General features: G+C 69.1%; 15 protein-coding genes and 2 pseudogenes. 13 read left to right on the forward strand and 4 right to left on the reverse strand.

The features are described from left to right. Window positions 1-218 precede the first annotated feature (218 nt). Window positions 219-674 carry a MarR family winged helix-turn-helix transcriptional regulator gene (locus OG302_RS41460; RefSeq protein ID WP_371749914.1) on the reverse strand — a complete coding sequence of 152 codons (456 nt, stop codon included), beginning with the start codon at window positions 672-674 and terminating at the stop codon, window positions 219-221. Window positions 675-746: 72 nt separating this feature from the next. Here OG302_RS41460 and OG302_RS41465 point away from each other — a divergent pair, with 72 nt between their 5' ends. Together OG302_RS41465 and OG302_RS41470 are read left to right on the forward strand one after the other, a co-directional pair. Further along, a complete protein-coding gene (locus OG302_RS41465; protein WP_371749915.1) occupies window positions 747-1,538 on the forward strand; it encodes an SDR family NAD(P)-dependent oxidoreductase in 792 nt (263 codons plus the stop codon). Window positions 1,539-1,826: 288 nt separating this feature from the next. Continuing rightward, on the forward strand, window positions 1,827-3,362 hold the full coding sequence (locus OG302_RS41470) for an aldehyde dehydrogenase family protein (RefSeq protein ID WP_371749916.1): 1,536 nt from the start codon (window positions 1,827-1,829) through the stop codon (window positions 3,360-3,362). Window positions 3,363-3,827: 465 nt separating this feature from the next. Here the strand turns inward: OG302_RS41470 and OG302_RS41475 are convergent. Both OG302_RS41475 and OG302_RS41480 read right to left on the reverse strand, forming a co-directional pair. After that, window positions 3,828-3,989 (reverse strand): annotated as a pseudogene (locus OG302_RS41475) (zinc-binding dehydrogenase); the annotation flags it as partial. Window positions 3,990-4,142: 153 nt separating this feature from the next. Then, complete coding sequence (locus tag OG302_RS41480; RefSeq protein ID WP_371749917.1) at window positions 4,143-4,373, reverse strand: hypothetical protein; 231 nt, start codon at window positions 4,371-4,373, stop codon at window positions 4,143-4,145. Between the two features lie 553 nt (window positions 4,374-4,926). Here OG302_RS41480 and OG302_RS41485 point away from each other — a divergent pair. From OG302_RS41485 to OG302_RS41500, 4 genes are all read left to right on the forward strand, one after another. Beyond that, a complete protein-coding gene (locus tag OG302_RS41485) occupies window positions 4,927-5,478 on the forward strand; it encodes a hypothetical protein (RefSeq protein WP_371749918.1) in 552 nt (183 codons plus the stop codon). A 289-nt stretch (window positions 5,479-5,767) separates the two neighbouring features. Beyond that, window positions 5,768-7,018 carry an ATP-grasp domain-containing protein gene (locus OG302_RS41490; RefSeq protein ID WP_371749919.1) on the forward strand — a complete coding sequence of 417 codons (1,251 nt, stop codon included), beginning with the start codon at window positions 5,768-5,770 and terminating at the stop codon, window positions 7,016-7,018. Further along, complete coding sequence (locus OG302_RS41495) at window positions 7,015-7,842, forward strand: methyltransferase domain-containing protein (protein ID WP_371749920.1); 828 nt, start codon at window positions 7,015-7,017, stop codon at window positions 7,840-7,842. The genes OG302_RS41490 and OG302_RS41495 overlap by 4 nt, the downstream gene beginning before the upstream one ends. Window positions 7,843-7,851: 9 nt before the next feature. Continuing rightward, window positions 7,852-9,378, forward strand: coding sequence for an FAD/NAD(P)-binding protein (locus tag OG302_RS41500; protein WP_371749921.1), 1,527 nt, complete (start codon window positions 7,852-7,854; stop codon window positions 9,376-9,378). A gap of 319 nt (window positions 9,379-9,697) precedes the next feature. Here OG302_RS41500 and OG302_RS41505 read toward each other — a convergent pair whose 3' ends face one another. Continuing rightward, on the reverse strand, window positions 9,698-10,768 hold the full coding sequence (locus OG302_RS41505; protein WP_371749922.1) for an Lrp/AsnC family transcriptional regulator: 1,071 nt from the start codon (window positions 10,766-10,768) through the stop codon (window positions 9,698-9,700). Window positions 10,769-10,863: 95 nt separating this feature from the next. Between OG302_RS41505 and OG302_RS41510 the strand changes: the two genes are divergently transcribed. The 7 genes and pseudogenes from OG302_RS41510 (at window position 10,864) to OG302_RS41540 (ending at window position 18,612) form a co-directional block, all read left to right on the forward strand. Continuing rightward, window positions 10,864-12,114, forward strand: a complete 1,251-nt coding sequence (locus tag OG302_RS41510; protein WP_371749923.1) for an MFS transporter — start codon at window positions 10,864-10,866, stop codon at window positions 12,112-12,114. Continuing rightward, complete coding sequence (locus OG302_RS41515) at window positions 12,111-13,418, forward strand: amidohydrolase (protein WP_371749924.1); 1,308 nt, start codon at window positions 12,111-12,113, stop codon at window positions 13,416-13,418. The genes OG302_RS41510 and OG302_RS41515 overlap by 4 nt, the downstream gene beginning before the upstream one ends. Before the next feature lies 1 nt (window position 13,419). After that, window positions 13,420-14,367 carry an alpha/beta hydrolase gene (locus OG302_RS41520; protein WP_371749925.1) on the forward strand — a complete coding sequence of 316 codons (948 nt, stop codon included), beginning with the start codon at window positions 13,420-13,422 and terminating at the stop codon, window positions 14,365-14,367. A gap of 53 nt (window positions 14,368-14,420) precedes the next feature. Next, window positions 14,421-15,899: an amidase gene (locus tag OG302_RS41525; RefSeq protein ID WP_371749926.1), complete on the forward strand. Its 1,479-nt coding sequence runs from the start codon at window positions 14,421-14,423 to the stop codon at window positions 15,897-15,899. A gap of 119 nt (window positions 15,900-16,018) precedes the next feature. Continuing rightward, window positions 16,019-16,438, forward strand: a pseudogene (locus OG302_RS41530) (putative PEP-binding protein); the annotation flags it as partial. Between the two features lie 1,430 nt (window positions 16,439-17,868). Continuing rightward, window positions 17,869-18,171, forward strand: coding sequence for an RICIN domain-containing protein (locus tag OG302_RS41535; protein WP_371749927.1), 303 nt, complete (start codon window positions 17,869-17,871; stop codon window positions 18,169-18,171). A gap of 210 nt (window positions 18,172-18,381) precedes the next feature. Continuing rightward, a complete protein-coding gene (locus tag OG302_RS41540) occupies window positions 18,382-18,612 on the forward strand; it encodes a hypothetical protein (RefSeq protein ID WP_371749928.1) in 231 nt (76 codons plus the stop codon). Window positions 18,613-18,640: the final 28 nt, after the last annotated feature.

Genomic DNA, 18,640 nt, shown 5'->3' on the forward strand with positions numbered 1-18,640 from the left:
CCCGGCCTCCCTTGCTTGCGGTGGTGGGGGGCTCGGATCCGCAACAACCCCTTTTTTTGAGGTGGCAGGGCACCCCGTTCAGGGTTCGTGCCGTCGTGCACGGACCGGCCGGGCGGTCGGACGGAATCCCTCTGGCGGCGGCATGCGATGCGCCGAGAGCGGGGGAGAGGGCAGCGTGCGCCGCGCCAAGGCCCCCGACGCTTGACCGGCCGACGGGCTCAGGCGTTGCGTACCGTCTCGCTCACCTGGTCGAGCAGCGTCCGCAGCTGCGCGCTCTGGTCCGGTCCCAGCCCCTCGGTGATGTGGCGCTCTATGTCGGCGATCACCTGGTCGGCGGCGCGCAGCGCTTCTCGTCCGACGTCGGTGAGGTGCAGCTCCTGTACGTGACGGTGTCGCGGATGCTCGCGCCTCTCCAGCTGCCCACGGCCTTCCAGGCGCGCCACCAGCGAGGCGACGGCCTGGGGGGTCACGTTGAGGCGGCGTGCCAACTCGGCGCCGGCCAGCCCTGGTTCGCTGTGCACCGACATCAGCAAGGTGTAGTGCGCGGCGGCCATGCCCAGCGGGCGCAGCCGCTGTTCCTTGAGTGTCTGCACCGCCAGTTCCGCACGGCGCAAGGCCCAGGTCACCCGGTCGAGCGCGCCGAGCCCGACAGGCTCCTCGTCATCACGTATCACCTGACAAGGGTACGACACTTCATAAGCATCAAACGTTTGACACTGTTCTAGCGCTTGAGGCATGCTCGTGGCATGCCTCGTTCTATCGCTCTCATCACTGGCGCTTCCTCCGGCATCGGCGCCGAATACGCCCGTCTCCTGGCGGACGACCACGACCTCGTCCTGGTGGCGCGCCGCGCGGACCGGCTCGGTGACCTCGCCGGGCAGCTCCGCGCCCGGGGTGCAGCCGTGGAGGTGCTGCCCGCCGATCTCGGCATGCACGAGGGCATCGCCGCCGTCGCCGGCCGCCTCGGCGCGGGGGACGTGCGCCTGCTGGTCAGCAATGCCGGCGCCGGCGGATATGCCCCGCTCGTCGACGTCGACCCCGCAGACATCGACCGCCTGCTCACCCTCAACGCAGTGGCCCCCGTTCAGCTGGTCCGTGCCGCGCTTCCCGGAATGCTCGCCGCCGGAGAAGGCGCGATCATCACGGTGGCTTCGCTGCTGGCCTTCAGCGGGGGCCTCAACGATCCCCGCGCCCCCCGACGCACTCTCTACACGGCGGCGAAGGCCGCCACCGTCGCCTTCACCCGGACCCTCGCAGGTGAGCTCGCCGACACGCCCATCCGTACACAGCTGCTGCTGCCCGGCGTCGTGGCCACGCAGTGGAACGAAGGCGCCGGCCGCGACATCCCCTGGGCGATGACGCCGCAGGACGTCGCCTCGGCCAGCCTTGCCGGCCTGCGCCTGGGGGAGGCCGTGTGCACACCTGGTCTGGAGGACCAGGACGCAGCCCTTGACGCCCTGCTGGCCGCGGAGTCCGCTCTGCTCACCGGCGGCAACCAGCCCATCCCCGCGGCTCGATACCGCGGCCCGCAGGCGTAGCAGCGGGCGCCTCCTCAGTGCTGCCCCCGACCGGGCCGTGGGGCGCCTTCTGACGGTCGCGCCACGGCCGCCCGCCGAGGGCGCTTCCGGATATGCGGCTACCCGTGCCCATCTGCCAAACCTTCGGCATGGCACACGTTCTCAAATGATCTCGTCCGCGCAGTCCTTCACGTCGGCCCGCACCGACCGCAGTCCAGCGGCCACTCGTGCCGAAGACCACGTCCGCCGCCTGCCCTTGCCCATGGGTGCGGCTCACGCGGGCGGCCGCAAGAAAGCAGGGGAAGACCTATGGCCGACAACATTCCGACGATCACACGTGACGGCGTCATCGGACACGACGCGACCGAGATCGTCACCATCGACCAGGCCACCGGCGCCGAGTTCGCGCGATACCCCGTGGCCGGCGAGGAAGAGGCGGTCGTGGCCGTCGCCGCCGCACGCTCGGTCGCCGGCGCATGGTGGGACCTCGGCTTCGAGGGCCGTGCGGAGGGGCTGCGCGCGTGGCGGCGGCAGATAGCTTTGAGCGGTGAGGAGGGCGCCGCACTCATTCACGCCGAGAACGGCAAGCCCCTCGACGACGCCCGTGTGGAGGTGCTCGGGACTCTCGAGCACCTGCAGTACGCCGCTGACAACGCCGCGCGCGTCCTGGGACGCCGGGAGGCCCCGGCCAGCCCCACCACGCCCAACCAGCGGGCGTGGGTCGAGTACCAGCCCTACGGCGTGGTCGGCGTCATCGGCCCGTGGAATTTCCCTCTGCTGACACCCGCGGCCATCCTCGCCGATGCACTCGCGGCCGGGAACGCCGTCGTCCTCAAGCCCAGCCAGATCACGCCCGGCGTCGCTGACTGGCTCATCCGAACTTGGCAGCGTGCCGTTCCGCAGTTGCCGGACGTCCTGCAGAACCTGAACGGATACGGAGCCACGGGTCAGGCGCTCATCGAGGCCGGCCTCGACAAGCTCGCGTTCACGGGCAGCGTCGCCACGGGCAGGACGGTGGCCGCCCAATGCGCGCAGACCTTGACCCCCGTTCTGCTGGAACTCGGCGGCAAGGACGGCGTCATCGTCGCCGAGGACGCCGACCTGGACGAAGCCGCCGCTCACATCGTGTGGGGCGCCATGCAGAACACCGGTCACGGTTGCATCAGTCTCGAAGTGGCCTACGTCGTCGAGTCGGTGCACGACGAGTTCGTGGAGAGGATCAGTGAGCTTGCCGGGCAGGTACGCGTCGGCAGCGACGAGGAGGCGGAGATCGGGCCGGTTCCGCTGCCGAGTCAGACCTCGATCATCCGGGAACACATCAGGGACGCTCTGGAGCGCGGCGCGACAGCCACCGTCGGCGGCCTCGACGCGGTGGGTGACCGCTGTGTCGCGCCCACCATCCTGATCGGAGTGGCCCCCGACGCCCTCGCGGCGACGGAGGAGACGTTCGGGCCGACGCTGGCGGTCATCAAGGTCGCCGACGCCGATGAGGCCGTCGCTCACATCAACTCCGGCCGGTACGGACTGGGCAGCGCCGTCTTCAGCCGCGATCGTGGCGAAGCCATCGCCCGTCGCCTCCGCGTGGGAATGACCAGCATCAACGATGCACTGGTGTTCTCCATGAACCCCGCGGTGCCTTTCGGCGGTCGCGGTGACAGTGGTTACGGGCGCAAGCAGGGTGAGGAGGGACTGCGGGAGTTCGCCTACGCGCACTCCTTCACCGCCAAGACCGGTCCCGCCCGGTTCTCCGCCTCGACCTTCGGCAGGCCCGCGGGTGCCATGGCGGGAGCCCTCGTCGGCGTCCGTAACAGGATCCTGGCCGAGAACGGCGAGAAGTCGGACTGATTCAATTCACGGGCGCCGACGGAACTTTCCGGGCCGAGCCCGGCCCGCCGTACGTGCGCTCACCAGCAAGGCCATCTGTCCGGCACCCGGCTTCGAGACGCTGCACTGTCCTGGACCCGGGTCCCGGACGTGTGCCGATGTCGAGACGCATGGGAGAGCTGCTGTTCCGTCAGTGTCACTGTTCCCGGCCCGGCGTCCATCTGGGACCCGGTCACCCCGCCCGCATGCTGCACCGCGTTGGTGAACAGCTTAGGGGTGAGGCCGAGTTGCTCGCGCCGCTGCGCAAGTCGGGTGACGACAGCGGCCCATGTCGCCCCGCGGGTTTCCGGCCCGGTGCCGACTCGGCGTTCGACGGCTGCTCTCTGGTCATGGGAGATCACTCCTTGGGAGAAGAGGGCGCCGTGCGGGCCAGGGCGGTATGGGACTGCCCGCCGAGGACCACCTTGAGCGCGTCGGTTTCGGCCGCAGGTGCAGTGTCGCGGGCTTGCTGTGCACGCCGACGTTGGCCACGTGACCTCCGGGCCGCACCATGCGCGTGCACATTTCGAAGCTCTCGGGCACCCCTACCGCTTCGATGACGACATCTGCTCCGAGTCCGTCGGTGAGGTCGGCGACCAGCTGCTCGGGTCCGCTGGGTCCTGTCCTCCGGATCATGCTTCGGGGTCAAGGGTCCTGAGGTCGTAGAGGCAGGAGCGGTCGTTCTTGAAGCTGCGCCAGACAGTGGCAGGTGGTTCAGGCTCGTCAGCGTGACTGTTGAGGGGGTGGGCGGTGACGAGGCCGTCAGAGATCTCGCGGTGCCAGCCGTCGGTCGGCGCCGGCGTTGACATCCGCCGTCGACATCCAGGAGACCGCCGGGGGCGTGTCCTTGAGGGTGGCGCGCTCCAGTTCCTTCTCCGCTGATGCCAGGGCGCGTTGTGTTCCCGAGCGGTCCTGGAGCACGGCGCTGGCTCGTGCCCGGCGTACGTCGAGCAGGGAGCGTGCGGCCGGTGCGCTGGCCGTCGATCTGACCACTCCGACCGGTCTCCGCCCGCCCCGTCTCTCCCTGGGGGAGCTCTACGAGAATGCCCATAGCGGCTGACCTTGCACATGTGGGTTCGACCTTGTACTCGTTGCTGCTGATCAGCTGGGTCCAGCATTGGCTGAGGTTTCGCGAGCCGAGGTCGGCGAGCAGGGCGGAGGTCGGCGAGCAGGGCGGATGTCGGCAGGTCGTGATCTTTGGCCACATTGTGACTACTCAGCGGTTCCGCTAGCTGACAGTTTGTGAGCGGCAGTTGGGCCTGGTGCCCGGCTGTCGCAATGGCCTGGCCTGCGGGCTCGCCCGCTGACTGAGGGAGATCGTGTGGCACTACTGGAGCGCCAGCCTGACAACTCGGCCATCGACGCGGAGCTTCGCAAGCATGGAATCGAGCCGTCGAGTATCAGCGGTCTGCCCGTGCGGAATCCCTCTGAGATCCCTGCGGAGATGTGGGCGCTTACGGACGTGGGTGCGGGTGCTTGGGGAGTCGTTGGGCGGCACCGGGTGATGCGATACGTCTACGGGGAGCAGAGGCCGATCTCCGCTGCCGTGAGCAATCCGACGTCGAGTCCGGTCACCAGGAAGCTCACCGCGTCCGAGTCCGTCGGGACCTGGGCGTCGTTCCCGGTCAACTCGCGCGTGGAGGCCGAGCTGTTCAACGTGGTCTCGGCGTCGGTCACGGCTGCTTTCGCCGAGACGTGGACCAGCGAGAAGGCGTTCACCGACTCCCTGGAGGTGACCATCGCGCCCGGTTACGCCGTGTGGTTGGAAGCCCGGCCCGTCCTGCGCGTCCTGGAGGGGGACTTCGTCGCCTTCTTCCGGGTGGCAGAGCATCTGGAAGTCGGGCGTTTCAGCGGAACCGTCACGGCGCCGGGAGCAGAAGGTGCCCTCCGGGACGTGATTGTCTCCCGGCAGGCACCGGTCATGCCGGAGGTAACCGAGACGCTGCTGTCAGGCGCCGCGGCGATGGCCCGCTTCACGAGCCCGCGCGTACGCCAGAATGACGACGGGACGATCTCGCTGCGCGGCTGCATCATGACCGCGTTGGCGGACGATTCCGCGATGAGCGAGGACGTGACAGACCAGGTTCAGCCCGTCTAGCCACCGCGGCGTCGGGCCGCCAGGAGTTTCCCCCGCCAGGCGACTCGGCCACCGATGACAGCGCCGCCCCCTGCCTCAGCCACGGCAGCGCCCTATGCGAACTGTGTGGGGTCGAGCGCCACGCGCCGCGCTCTTCAGATGTGCCGTGGCGTGCGGGCGGCAGCCTGGGGTCTTCAACGTCTCCGGTTGTCGGCCATATCCCGGACAAGGACGCATCCACACACCTCTCCTGGACAGCCAGTGCTGAGACGAATATTGCCTCCACGACCCTGTTAGCAGAAGGACCACCATGATCGCTTTGGTCGACCCCCTATCCAGCGGCGTCTTCCTCTCCTCCGCACTCAGGGAACGCGGCCAGGACTGTGTGCACCTGTACGAGGAACGCTTCGCCAGGACAGCCCGGAGCGACATGAGCGCGCCCGTCCTGATCGCGAGTGAAAACTTGGCGGACACCGTCGCCGAACTACGCAAACGGGGTGTCCGGCACGTGGTTCCCGCCAGCGAGTTCGGCGTCGCGTTGGCCCATGACCTTGCAGCGGCCCTGGACCTGCCGCGCAACGAGGACGATACGGCCGCCGCGCGGCGGGACAAGGCACTGATGGGCGAAGCTCTGCGGAGAGCCGGCGTGCCCTGCGCGGGGCAGGCCACGGTGGGAACGGTGAACGAACTCACCGGGGCACTACGGCGCCTTGGGCTTCCGGTGGTCGTGAAGCCCAGCCAGAGCTCCGGCAGCGACGGCTGCCGAGTGTGCTGGTCGGAAGCAGACGCGGTGACGCACTTCCTGGACATTCACCAGCAGACGAACCTCGTGGGCCTGCCGAACGACAAGGTCTTCGTCCAGGAGTATCTGCAAGGTGAGCAGTACGTGGTGACAACGGTGAGCCTGGACGGTCGGCACGTGGTGTGTGAGGTGGCCCGAAATGTCATTGAGGAGCTCGACGGCCTTCCGGTCCGCCGGTACAACGTCAGCTGCCCAAGCCTCGGGGCAGCCGAGCAGGAAGTGGTGTCCTACACCCTCGACTGCCTGGATGCTCTGGGCATTCGCGACGGCGCGGCCAATGCGGACGTGCGCCTCACCTGTGACGGTCCGCGCCTCATCGAGGTCAATGCGCGCATCCTGGGGCCCGTGCTCCACCCCGATCCGTACTTCGCCGCGTTCGGCAGCAGCCAGCAGCACCTACTGGCAGAGAGCCTCGACGACCCCGCGTCGTTCAAGGCCCACTTCTCCCGCACCTACGCTCCACCGCAGGTGATGGGCAAGGCATTCGTGCGCTGTTGGGATTCCGGAGTCCTGACGGCGTTGCCAGGTCTGCCGTCCGTACGTCAACTCCCGGGTTTCCACAGCGTTCAGGGACTCCCGCGCGTCGGGCGCACGGTCCGGAAGAGCATGCTGACCAAGGGCAGGACTGGGATTGTCTACTTCGTCCATCCCCAGGAGTCCGTGGTCCGGAAGTCCCTTGAGGCACTCAGCAGGCTGGAGGACGACAGGGCCCTGTTCCGCGTCACGCCCGCACCGACCACGGGAAGTGGCTGTCGATGAACGACGTGTTCTCCTCGCTGGCCACGGGTGACAGCGAGACCACGCAGCAGATCGCATCAGTGCTGCACTCCCGCAGTCAGGACCCGGATCAGAACCGGATGCTGCAGCGTTTCCTCGCGGCCGTCGACGTCACCGCCGGACCGCTGCTGGAGATCGGCTGCGGTTCCGGGGGACTTCTCACCGCCCTCTGCGACCGGGCGCCCACCGCCACGCTCGTCGGGGTCGACCACAGCGTCGACCTGTTGAGGATGGCCGCCCAGTCGAACGCAACAGCGGGCAACCTCAGGCTCCTGGCAGCCGACGCGCATCGGCTGCCGTTCACCGCCGAGTCATTCCCGACGGTCCTCATGTACACGCTGCTCAGCCACACACCGGACATCGGCTCGGTGCTCAAAGAGGCCCACAGGGTGTGCCGCCAGGGAGGGCAGATCGTCGTACTGGACGGCGACTACGCATCGGCGGACTTCTCGCTGGGCCCGCACGATCCGCTGAGCGCTTGCGTGGCCGCCTGGCGTGCACAGTACGTCGTGAACACGCACAACCTGCGATCCCTCCCGCGCCTGCTGGAGGCGGCCGGCTTCCAGCTCGTGCAGGCAGGTTCCCACAACTACACGGCTGCGGACTCGGCCTACGCGTACAGCATCATCGACCGAGGCGTGGACACGATGCTCGACAGCGGGACGATAGGCAAGGACCTCGCCCGCTCGCTGAAGGACGAAGCGCGGCGCAGGGCACACGACGAGGGGTTCGTCGGCAGCATCACCTACCGCTTCGCACTGGCTCGCAGGCACCCGTCCGCCAATACGACGCCCCCGCAAGGCTAGGAGCTGCGCATGCGTATCTGCATTGTGGGCGGGGGCACGGCCGCGGCATGTCTCGTCATGGCCCTCGCCCGCACATTCGGCTCACGAGACGTCGACCTCGTGATCGTGGAGCCCTCGGACCAGCTGTGGCGCGGCAGGGCGTACCGGACGGACCGTGATGAGATCGTGGTGAACGCCCCACACACCATGATGACGCTGGACCCGAACGATCCGGAGCATGCACGCCGGTGGCTCGCCCGTCACCACAACGGGGGTGGTGCTCACCAGTCATGGACGCAGGAAGTCTTCCCACCGCGGCACATCTACGGCCGCTACCTGGAGGAAAGCCTTTCCCAGACCCTGGACGGCCTGATGGCCGCAGACTGGCGTGTTACGTGGCTGCGCCGACGTGCCGTGAGTGTCGCGCCCGACGGTGACAAGGCGCTGGTCGGCCTGGAGGGCGGAGCGACCGTCCCGTGCGACTACGCGGTGCTGTGCGTCGGAGGCCCGTCCGGTTACGACCCCTACGGACTGGCCGGTCACCCGTCCTACATCAGCCGGCCCTATCCCGTGGCATCTGCCCTTGCCACCGTTGATCCGTCGGCCTCCGTGGCCGTCGTCGGGTGCGGGCTCACCGCCGTCGACACCATCCTGGGACTACGGGCCCAGGGACATCAGGGGCGGATCACATTGCTTTCCCGGGACGGCATCCTGGCCGCCGTGCGCCGCCCCTTGCAGGTGGGGCGGCCGACAGTGATGACCCCGGAAAGCGTCCAGGAGCGGCTCGATCGCTCGGCGTCCCCCCTGCGGTTGTCGACCTTGGCCGCTCTGACCCGGGCGGAAGCGCTTCTCGCCGGGGCCACGCCGGAGCAGATCGCCGCCGAAATGTCCCTGGCGGACTGGGGGTTGAGCCGTGTACGCCGACAGCTCGCCGACCGAGAACATGTACGGGACGTCGACTGGCTACAGGTCACCACCTGGGCCCTGATCACCACCGTGCACCTATGGTGGCCGACCCTGCCCCGCAGGGACCGGCAGCAGTTCTTCCGCCGCTACCACCGGCTGTGGAACAGTTTCACTTCTCCCATGCCCGCCGCAACAGCCACCACGCTCGTCGAAATGGCCGACAGCGGTCAGTTGGAGGTGGTGCGTGGCCTTGAGGGCGTCAAGGCCACGCAGCAAGGATTCCTGGTCGTGGCGCAGCACCACACGGTGGAAGCCGACGTCGTGATCGCCGCCGCGACCGCGGCACCGACGGGCCATTCAGCCACGCCTACGGGCGCACATGAGCTGATGGACTCACTGATCCATAACGGGTGTGGACAGCGGCACCCGGACGGCGGCTTGCGCGTGCAGCCGGACACCGGACGACTCGTCGACCGGAACGGCAGGCCCCAGCATTCGCTTCTTGCCCTGGGTCACCTCACCAGTGGCACCCACTACTACATGTCCGGTATACCCATGCTCGTTTGGCGCGGTGAAGCAGTCGCCGCGGCGATAGCCGCTGATGCCTCGACCGGCGTGACATCGGCCGCACCAGGTCTACTTGCCCCCTGACCGCACAATGCAGCTTCACGGAACGGGCAGCCGTTCCGCCTCCACGCTCCGGTCCCGCAGCACCCAGTACGTACGCCACCCAGGCACGACCCCAGCCCTGCTCGATCCGCTTCAACACGCCAATACAGCTGGGAATTCATCGCGTCCCATCGAGCAGGGGGCCCGGGTCGGCATGCAGCAGCGCGCGGGGCCGCGGGAATCGCTCATCCCCGCTCTGGTCCTCCCGGTCGTCGGGGTCGTCTCCATCGACACCCCACCTATGTTCATCCGAACATATTCATCAGGCCGGGGAGAGTACGAGGCGTGTCGGGTGCCGGGGTCAGACCTGCGGCAGGGAGAAGGGGACGTGCCCGACGGCACGGCCCGTGGTGTCGAGGAGTCGGCCCATGCGTTTGCGGGTGTGGAGGAAAACGGTGCGGTCGCTGACCTTCAGGTGCGGGAAGCGTTCCGTGAGGTGCGCCTCGAAGGGATCGATGGCGTGCAGGCCGCGCAGCCAGACCATGACGAGGAGGTTGTCGGAGCCGCTGACGGACACGGCCAGGCGCACCTCTTCCCTTCGGGCCAGCGCGTTGCCCGTGGCCTCGAGGTGGGTGTGGGGGACCGCGGTGCGGTAGAGCACGACGGTCGACAGCCCGGCGAGGGGGTGGGCCAGGTCGCAGCGGAAGGTGATGTCCCGGTCCCGGATCATCCGCTGGAGCCGGCGGCGGGCGGTGTGTTCGCTCATGCCGGTCGCGGCGCCCAGGTCGGTGTAGCCGAGGCGTCCGTCACGGCCGAGGGCTTCGAGCAGGGCCTGGTCCTCGGGCGGCGGCCGGTGGTGCATGTGGGCGCTGTACGGAGTCGGGTGCGAGGTGCGCGGGGCGGAGAGTTCCGCGTCGCCGGACGGTCCCATGGCCCGCATGCGCCAGTCGCCGCCTTCGCTGTACAGGGTGATGCCGAGGTGCGTGCGGGTGGACCGTACGCCTTTCAGGCCGCCGATCAGGCCGTGCACCGAGCGGCCGAGGGAGGGCAGGTCGGCCGCGACGACCGACGCCAGTAGATCGAAGTCGCCGGCCGTCTCGTCGACGCTGAAGACCCAGGGCATGTCGGCCAGGGCGACGCCGGCGGATTCCACGGCCCGGGGCCGGCACCTGACCTCGACGTAGGCGACGGTCGACGCTTTCGCGGAGTCGTACGCGCTGACCCAGGCCAGCCCGCCCGTGCGCAGCCGTTCCCAGCGGCGGGCCGCCGTGGTCGCGTCCACGCCGAGGGCCCGGCCGATCCGGGACCACGGCGCCCGGGGAGCGGCCTGGAGCGCGTCGACGAGGGCCAGGTCCAACTCGGAGAAGGGGGCACGCTCGTCCGCGGCGCGGGAATCAGGGAACGGGGCTCGTCCCGAGATGTTTTCCTGCAATTTTCCAGGGATTCCTGTCACAGACCGGATCGTAGGGGCACTTCCGGCCGATTCCCAGCCCCGGCTTCGGCCACCCGGAGTCGAAGGAGTACCGCGTGTCTGCTCCGCCCCCGCAGCCCGTCCGCAGAACCGTCCGGATCACGATCGTGCTGCTGTTCACCGCCTGGCTGGTCGACTACGCCGACCGGCTCGTCATCAACCTGGCCCTGCCCTCCATCGGCGACGAGTTCGACGTGGGCCGCGGGGAACAGGGCCTGATCGTCTCGGCGTTCTTCCTCGCCTACGCCCTGTGCCAGATACCCGGCGGCCTGCTCGCCGACCGGCACGGCGCCCAGCGGGTCATGCTCTGGGCCCTGCTGTCCTGGTCCGTGTTCACCGCGCTGACCGGCTTCGCCTGGTCGTTCGGCGTCCTGCTGCTGATGCGGTTCGCGTTCGGCGCGGCCGAAGGCGTCTTCCCGCCCGCTTCGATGAAGGTCCTCGTGGAGCGGACGACACCGGCCGAGCGGATGGGCGCCAATGGCGTGATCATGAGCTCGAACGCCCTCGCCGGGGTCCTCACCCCGCTCCTCGTCGCGCCTCTGATCGCCGCTTTCGGCTGGCGCTCGGCGTTCTTCTCGACGGCGGCGCTCGGCGTCTTCGTCGTGGTGGCGATACGGGTGTGGCTCCCCGCGCCGCTTCCGGTGGTGGAACCGGAACCCCGCGTCGACCGGCGACGCGCCGGAGGTGTCCTGGGCAAGGGCGTGATCTGGCGCTTCAGCACCATGATGTTCGGCTACAGCCTGATCGTGTGGGGTCTCAGCACATGGATCCCGTCCTACGTGAGCGAGGAGTACGGCGTCTCGCTCGCCTCGACCGGGGCCCTCGTGGCGATTCCCGGCCTCGCCGCGACCGGCGCGATCGTCGTCGGCGGCAGGCTCGCGGACCGGCTGGGCGGCCACCACCGCAGGGTGATCGTGCCCAGCATGACGGTGGCCGCCGTCACGCTGCTGTTCATGGTCTTCTCGCCGTCGCTCATCGGCTTCATCGTCTTCGGCACGCTCGCCACCACCGCCGTCTCCCTCTGCTACATGCCGATCCTCGCCGTGCCGCTGAGCGGCCTTGCGGCCGAGGACGTCGGCGTGGGCAGCGGAGCGATCATCTTCGGCGGCCAGGTGGCCGGCATGGTCGCCCCGCCCGTCATCGGCGCGCTCGCCGACGCCTTCTCGTTCAAGGTGGCCTTCGCGTCCCTGGTGCTCGGTGCGGCCATCGCTCTTGTGATGGCGCTTCTCACCCCGCAGGACGCCGCCTCCTTCCGGGCCGCCTCCGGCGCGTCCGACCTGCCCACACCCGCAAAGGAGCACTCATGACCGCCGCCTCCGCCGCGCGCCTGCTGTCCGGCTTCCCGGACCGGCTGCCCGGCCTGCTCGCCCTCTACGAGGACCTGCACGCCCACCCCGAGCTGTCCTTCCAGGAGGTCCGCACGGCAGCAGTCGTCGCCGAAAGGCTGCACAAGCAGGGCTGGGAGGTCACCGAGGGCGTCGGCGGGACCGGCGTCGTCGGGGTCCTGGCCAATGGAGAGGGCCCGGTGGTCCTGCTCCGCGCCGACATGGACGGGCTCCCGGTCAAGGAGCGCACGCAACTGCCGTACGCCTCGCAGGAGATGGGCGTCGACAGCGAGGGCACCAAGGTCCCCGTCATGCACGCCTGCGGCCACGACATGCACGTCACCTGCCTGCTCGGCGCAAGCGCCCAACTCGCGGCCGCCCGTGGGGAATGGCGCGGCACGGTCGTCGCAGTGTTCCAGCCGGCGGAGGAGGTCGGCGGGGCACCGGCCATGATCGAGGACGGCTTCCTGGACCGCTTCCCGCGCGCCGATGTCTGCCTCGGCCAGCACGTGTCCCCGGCCCCCATCGGGCTCGTCGGCACCCGCCCGGGCACGGTGATGGCCGCCTCAGACAGCATGCGGGTCCGCCTTCACGGCCGCGGCGGACACGGCTCCACGCCCGAGACGACCGTCGATCCGATCGTCATGGCCGCCGCAGTCGTCATGCGGCTGCAGACGGTCGTCTCCCGTGAGGTGGGAGCGGCGCAGACCGCCGTGGTGACCGTCGGCTCGCTGCACGCGGGCACCAAGGAGAACATCATTCCCGACACAGCGGACCTGCGGATCAACATCCGCTCCACGACTCCCGCCGTACGGGAGCGGGTCCTGGCGGCCGTCGAACGGATCGTCCGCGCCGAGGCGGCCGCGTCCGGCGCGCCCAAGGAGCCCGAGATCATCGCTCTCAACGCCTTCCCCGTCACGGTCAACGACACCGCGGCCACCGGCACCGTACTGACCGCGATCGCCGAAGTCATGGGCGGGGAGCGGGTGTTCACCCTGCCCGAACCCCTCACCGGCAGCGAGGACTTCGGCACCTTCGGCACCGCCCTCGGTGTCCCCTCGGTCTTCTGGCACTTCGGCGGCGGCGACCCGGCCCTCTTCGAGCACATCGACCCCGACACCTTGCTGATGGATGGCCTGCCCAACACGGTCCCGGCCAACCACTCCCCGTACTTCGCTCCCGTACCCGAACCCACGATCCACACTGGTGTGACGGCGCTGCTCGCGGCAGCCGCGCACTGGCTGTGCGCTGAGGACGAGCGCGCCCGCGGCCGAAAGGAGCAGTGACGTGCCTCTGGACCCGGACATCGCCGCGTTCTTGCGAAGCCTCCAGCAACGCGACGCCCTCGAGCCGGGGGAGACCCCTGTGACACGGGCCAGAGCCCGGCTGCGGGCCCTGACCATCGACCAGCTCGACCAGGCCACAGAGCCCGAGGCCGCGGAGGCGGCCTCCACTGTGCTGGCCGGTTCCGTCCCCGCCCGCGTCTACCGGCCGCAGGCCACAACGCCCGCGCCGACAGTGGTGTACCTGCACGGCGGCGGCTGGATAGCGGGCGACCTGGACACGCACGATGTGCACGCCCGGACCCTGTGCCGCGACCTCGACGCCGTCGTGGTGAGCGTCGACTACCGGCTCGCGCCCGAACATCCCTTCCCCGCCGCCCTCGAGGATGCGTACACCGCCCTGACCTGGGTCGCACGGCACGTGGAGGCGTTCGGCGGCGACCCTGCCCGGCTGGCGGTCGGCGGCGACAGCGCGGGAGCGACGCTGTCCGCCGTGTGCGCACAGCAGGCCCACGCCGGCGGTCTCTCTCTGGCTGCCCAACTGCTCGTATACCCCAGCACGGACATGGCCGGCGCGTACCCGTCGCGGACCGAGAACGGCGAAGGCTACTTGCTCACCACCACGGAACTGCACTGGTTCTTCGAGCAGTACCTCGGCGTCAGCCGCTCCGATCCCGCCTCCGCCGCATTCGGCGGCGACCCGCGGGTCGCACCCCTGCGCGGGAAGGACCTGACCGGGCTCGCGCCAGCCGTCGTGGCCACCGCGGAGTACGACCCGCTGCGCGACGAGGGAGATGCGTACGCCGAAGCGCTGCGGCGTTCCGGCGTACGCGTCGAACACCGGCGGTTCGACGGCCTGGTCCACGGCTTCTACGGAATGGACCACATCAGCCCTGCCGCAGGGGAGGCGACGGCCTGGATCCACACCGCGCTCAAACGATTGCTCGGCTGACAGCCCCTACCCACCCTCGTCCGTGAAGTCCCTTTAGCCGTAAGGAAGTCCGCATGTACCCGAACGACGCCGGAGTCGATCTCGCCTACCTCAGCGCCACCGAGGCGCGACAGCTTTTCGACGCCCGCGAACTCTCCCCGGTGGAGCTGATGCGCGTCGTCATCGACCGCGCGGAACAGACCGAACCGGTCGTCAACGCCTTCACCGAGCAGCTCTACGACGAGGCACTCCAACAGGCCCGGCACGCCGAGGACCGCTTCCTCGGCAAGGGCGGCCTGACACCACGCCCACTCGAAGGCATCCCGGTCGCCACCAAGGAGAAGCACGCCATCGCCGGGCGCTCCCTCACCGAGGGCTCTCTCGTCAACGTCGGCAACACCGCGACCGAAAACGCCCCGGTCATCGACCGGATCCTGGACGCCGGCGGCATCATCCACGCCCGCACCGCCACCCCCGAGTTCTCCATCGCCACCTTCACCCACAGCCGCTTGTGGGGCATCACCCGCAATCCCTGGAACCCCGACTTCACCCCTGGCGGCTCGTCCGGCGGCGCCGGCGCCTCCCTCGCCGCCGGTACCGCAGTGCTCGCCTCCGCGTCCGACATCGGCGGCTCGACCCGTATCCCCGCCGCCTTCACCGGCACAGTCGGCTACAAAGCCCCGTACGGCCGGATTCCCGGCGTGGCACCGCTGTCCGCCGACCACTACCGCGGCGACGGCCCCATGGCACGCACTGTCGACGACTGCGTCACCTTCGCCAACGTCCTGGCAGGGCCCGACCCGCGCGACCACGCGTCGCTGCGCCCGAAACTCGTCCTGCCGGCCGAGTACGACGCGGTCGCCGGGATGCGCATCGCCGTGTGCCTGCGCCTGGGCGCCTACGACGTCCACCCGGAGATCGAGGCCAACACCCGCGCTGTCGCCGGCGCCCTCACCGACGCGGGCGCGATCGTCGAGGAGATCGAACTCCCGTGGACCAAGGACGACCTGCTCATCAGTGCCGCCGCACATTTCTCCGCCATCTTCGGCGCCCTGGTCCGCGAGATCGAAGCCGAGCACCGCGACCGGATGTCGCCGTACGCGGCAGCCTTCGCCGACACCATGGCCGTTGCCCGGGAGCAGGTCACCTACTTCGACGGCCTGCGTGTCGAGACCCGGCTGCAGCGCGAACTGGGCGAAGCGATGGCTCCCTTCAACGCTCTCATCTGCCCGACCACAGCCGTTCCGGGGCTGCCAGCCGGAGACGATCTCCTGGGCCGCCTGGTCGTGAGCGGCGAGGACCACGGCGAGCCGCTGTGGGCGGCGATGACCCTGCCCTTCAACATCAGCAACCGCTGCCCTGTCCTCAACGTGCCCAGTGGCCACTCCAGTTGGGGCCTGCCGACAGGCGTCCAGATCGTCGGCCACACCTACGACGACCCGACCGTCTTCCGTATCGGCAAGGCCCTGGAACAGCTCCGCCCCTGGGCCTACACCCCGAACCACCGGCCGACCGTCCAGCCGACGCCTCTCGTACAGTCAGCCACTGATTGATCGTCGGGCTGTCCTGACCAGGCACGGAGCCTGTTCCAACCTGCCCTCCGAGCTGGTCGTTGGGCTGACAATGTGCAGAAGCCAGTCCTCGCGGTGCCCAACGACCTCAAGGCCACCCCATGATCGAACTGCCACGCGCCGCGCTGACCGCCGGCCGCATCGCCGAGGCCGCCGACTTCTTCTCCTTCGGCACCAACGACCTCACCCAGACGGCCTGGGGATTGTCGCGTGACGACGCGGAGGCTTCCTTCTTCCCCACCTATCTGGCCCAAGGAATCTTCCCCGTCTCGCCGTTCGAGACCATCGACCGCGAGGGAGTGGGCCGTCTGGTGACCCTTGCCGTCGAGGAGGGCCGAGCCGCCAAGCCGGGTCTGGCGACCGGGGTGTGCGGCGAGCACGGCGGCGACCCCGACTCGATCCACTTCTTTCACGGGGCGGGCTTGGACTACGTCTCCTGTTCGCCGTTCCGGATCCCCGCGTCCCGGCTGGAGGCCGGCCGGGCGGCACTGAATACGGTGGCTGAGTCCGACACCAGGTGACGGTGCCGTGGCTGTCGACGGGGCGGCGGCCCGGCGGGAGCGATGTGCTGCTCTCGGCCCGGCGGGGGCGGGGAAGGCAGGCAAGGCCTATGGCCTGGACATGCCCGAGGCCGGGACGTTCGCTCTGGCGCTGCCCAACGTGGGGCCGGGGCAACGTTTCGGCCGCGCTCCCTTGGGCCGGGGCAGTGGGGGCGGGGGGGGGCAAAGTGAGACCGCAGCCCACTTGATGGCCAGAGGTGGAGCTCATCAGTTACTGAGGCCGTCTCATGTGCCGCGGAATCCCAGGCCAAGTGCCGTCCTCTGCCGGGGTATGGGTCCTTCTGTCCGGGGCGGGGCCCCTACCTTCGCTGGTGATGGTCGCAGTCCGCTGCGCGGTACCGGCTCCGACAGGGTGCTCGGCCGGCGGCCCCACTCTCTTTTGGAGGGTTGACGTGGAGGCTGCCGGATCGTTTCAGCTGTAGGTGAATGAGGGATACCGGCACCGCCACCGTCCCTGAAGACCTGCCCGACGCACCCCGCGTGCTGCTCGTCCTCGGATCCTGGCCCTCAACCGCCGTCACCCAAGGCAGGCATACCCGGGACCCCGTTGCCGGTCTCCTGGTGACGGTCGGGATACGGGCCGCCACGGCGCCCGGTGTGGGGCCGTTGGGCTGTCTATGGACCACAGGAACGTTCCAGCGCAGAGAAGTTCCGCCGACGTGCGGGCGGGCGGGGGGCGGGTGTCGGATTCTCCGATCTACGACGCCCTCGAGCGGCAGTGGCGCCAGGCAGGCCGGGAGGTTCCCGACGGTGAAGGAACCGCGCCAAAAGGAAGACACCGGGCGGCAGGTGCGGACCTGTTCCACCGCGGCTGAGCTGACCTGCGGTTCAAGATTCGTCGCCAGCTTCCGGGGAGCCTGCCCGCAGCGGCCGGCCGGCCGTACGTGCGGCGGGGGAGGAAACGGGGCAAGCACCACCAGGTGAGGAGTGCTGCGGGGGCTGGGTGCAGGGGGCAGGTAGTCGTAGGCTGGATAGTTGCTCGCTCAGACAGCTCCACGCCGAAGAGGGCGCCGACACAAGCAACTCTGGCGTTTCGACCCGGCACGCGCCGTTGATGCCCTGAATCATCGAGAGGTTCTATTCATGCCGGACATCGTCGCGTTGCGTATCTGAGGTAGGGGGAAGTTCTCGTCTGATCCAGTGGCGGTGAACCCGTCGGCCTCTGTTCCCAGGGCGCCGACGCATTCCCGTGGTAACGGTGCCTCGGGTTGAGGCTGGTCCGGCCGTGGAGGGGAGCTCGTCGCGGCCGGTACTGCGCAACCCCAGCTCTGCCCTGGACACCCCTGGATCAGTTTCAGCTCTGCGGATTTCCGCTATGTCAAGAGGCCACACCCGTGCCGGAGCTCGAGAGCGACTCTGGAGGGCGTCCTGACTCCGGCGGACTGTATGAAGTGCGCAAAGAAGCAGCTCAGCTGCGTAATCGGGGCGGGCGGAGCTCGGCGGACGGCCCTGCGGTCACGCAGTGGGCCCGGCACGACGGGACCATCCAGCAGTTCCCGTTCGTGGACTCCGGTGACGGCTACTACCGGTTGAAGGCGAGGCACTCCGGCAAGCTGCTGGACGTCTCCAGCTGGTCGACTCAAGCCCACCGAAACTCCCCTTGCCCGCTGGGCAAGGGGAGTTTCGGTCTGCGCGCGCCCGAGGTCGTACGGCCGACAGCGAGGTCCGAAAAGACTTGGACCGGGCACCAGTAACTAGGTGTGTGCCACGCGGGTCAGATCTCTCCGAACTTGAGTGCCTACGACGCTCACGCTCACCTTCTGCTCAGGTCACGGCTGAGAGAGGTCCGGCCCGTCGATAGGGGATGGCGTCCCGCTTCGTGGTGCAGCCGCTCGACCTGGGGGAGTACCTCCCGGGGGCTGTGTCGGTGGGGATTCCGCTCCTTGCCTGGCAGGTGGACCACCATGCAACTCTCCCTGGTGAACGGGCAGTTCAACCAGGCGGTGCATGATGACCTGGCCCAGCATGACCTACTTCGGCTGCTTGAATCACTGCGTTCGGCGGACGGACTCGAACTCGTCCGGTCCGTGGCCGAGCGGATGCTCCAGGAGCTGATCGAGGCCGAGGTGACGTCGAGGATCGGCGCGGCCGGCGCCCGGAGCCGATCTGCCGCTTGTCTGTTTTCCGACCGCTGACGCCGGCGCGGAGGCCGACGGCCCGGCG

It is taken from the genome of Streptomyces sp. NBC_01283 (assembly GCF_041435335.1).
Taxonomy (GTDB): Bacteria; Actinomycetota; Actinomycetes; order Streptomycetales; family Streptomycetaceae; genus Streptomyces.

What these genes read in the sequence shown, in the direction of transcription:
- OG302_RS41465 (WP_371749915.1), top strand. Translation starts at nt 747, where the DNA reads ATGCCTCGTTCTATCGCTCTCATCACTGGCGCTTCCTCCGGCATCGGC.
- OG302_RS41470 (WP_371749916.1), top strand. Translation starts at nt 1,827, where the DNA reads ATGGCCGACAACATTCCGACGATCACACGTGACGGCGTCATCGGACAC.
- OG302_RS41490 (WP_371749919.1), top strand. Translation starts at nt 5,768, where the DNA reads ATGATCGCTTTGGTCGACCCCCTATCCAGCGGCGTCTTCCTCTCCTCC.
- OG302_RS41495 (WP_371749920.1), top strand. Translation starts at nt 7,015, where the DNA reads ATGAACGACGTGTTCTCCTCGCTGGCCACGGGTGACAGCGAGACCACG.
- OG302_RS41500 (WP_371749921.1), top strand. Translation starts at nt 7,852, where the DNA reads ATGCGTATCTGCATTGTGGGCGGGGGCACGGCCGCGGCATGTCTCGTC.
- OG302_RS41515 (WP_371749924.1), top strand. Translation starts at nt 12,111, where the DNA reads ATGACCGCCGCCTCCGCCGCGCGCCTGCTGTCCGGCTTCCCGGACCGG.
- OG302_RS41525 (WP_371749926.1), top strand. Translation starts at nt 14,421, where the DNA reads ATGTACCCGAACGACGCCGGAGTCGATCTCGCCTACCTCAGCGCCACC.
- OG302_RS41540 (WP_371749928.1), top strand. Translation starts at nt 18,382, where the DNA reads ATGCAACTCTCCCTGGTGAACGGGCAGTTCAACCAGGCGGTGCATGAT.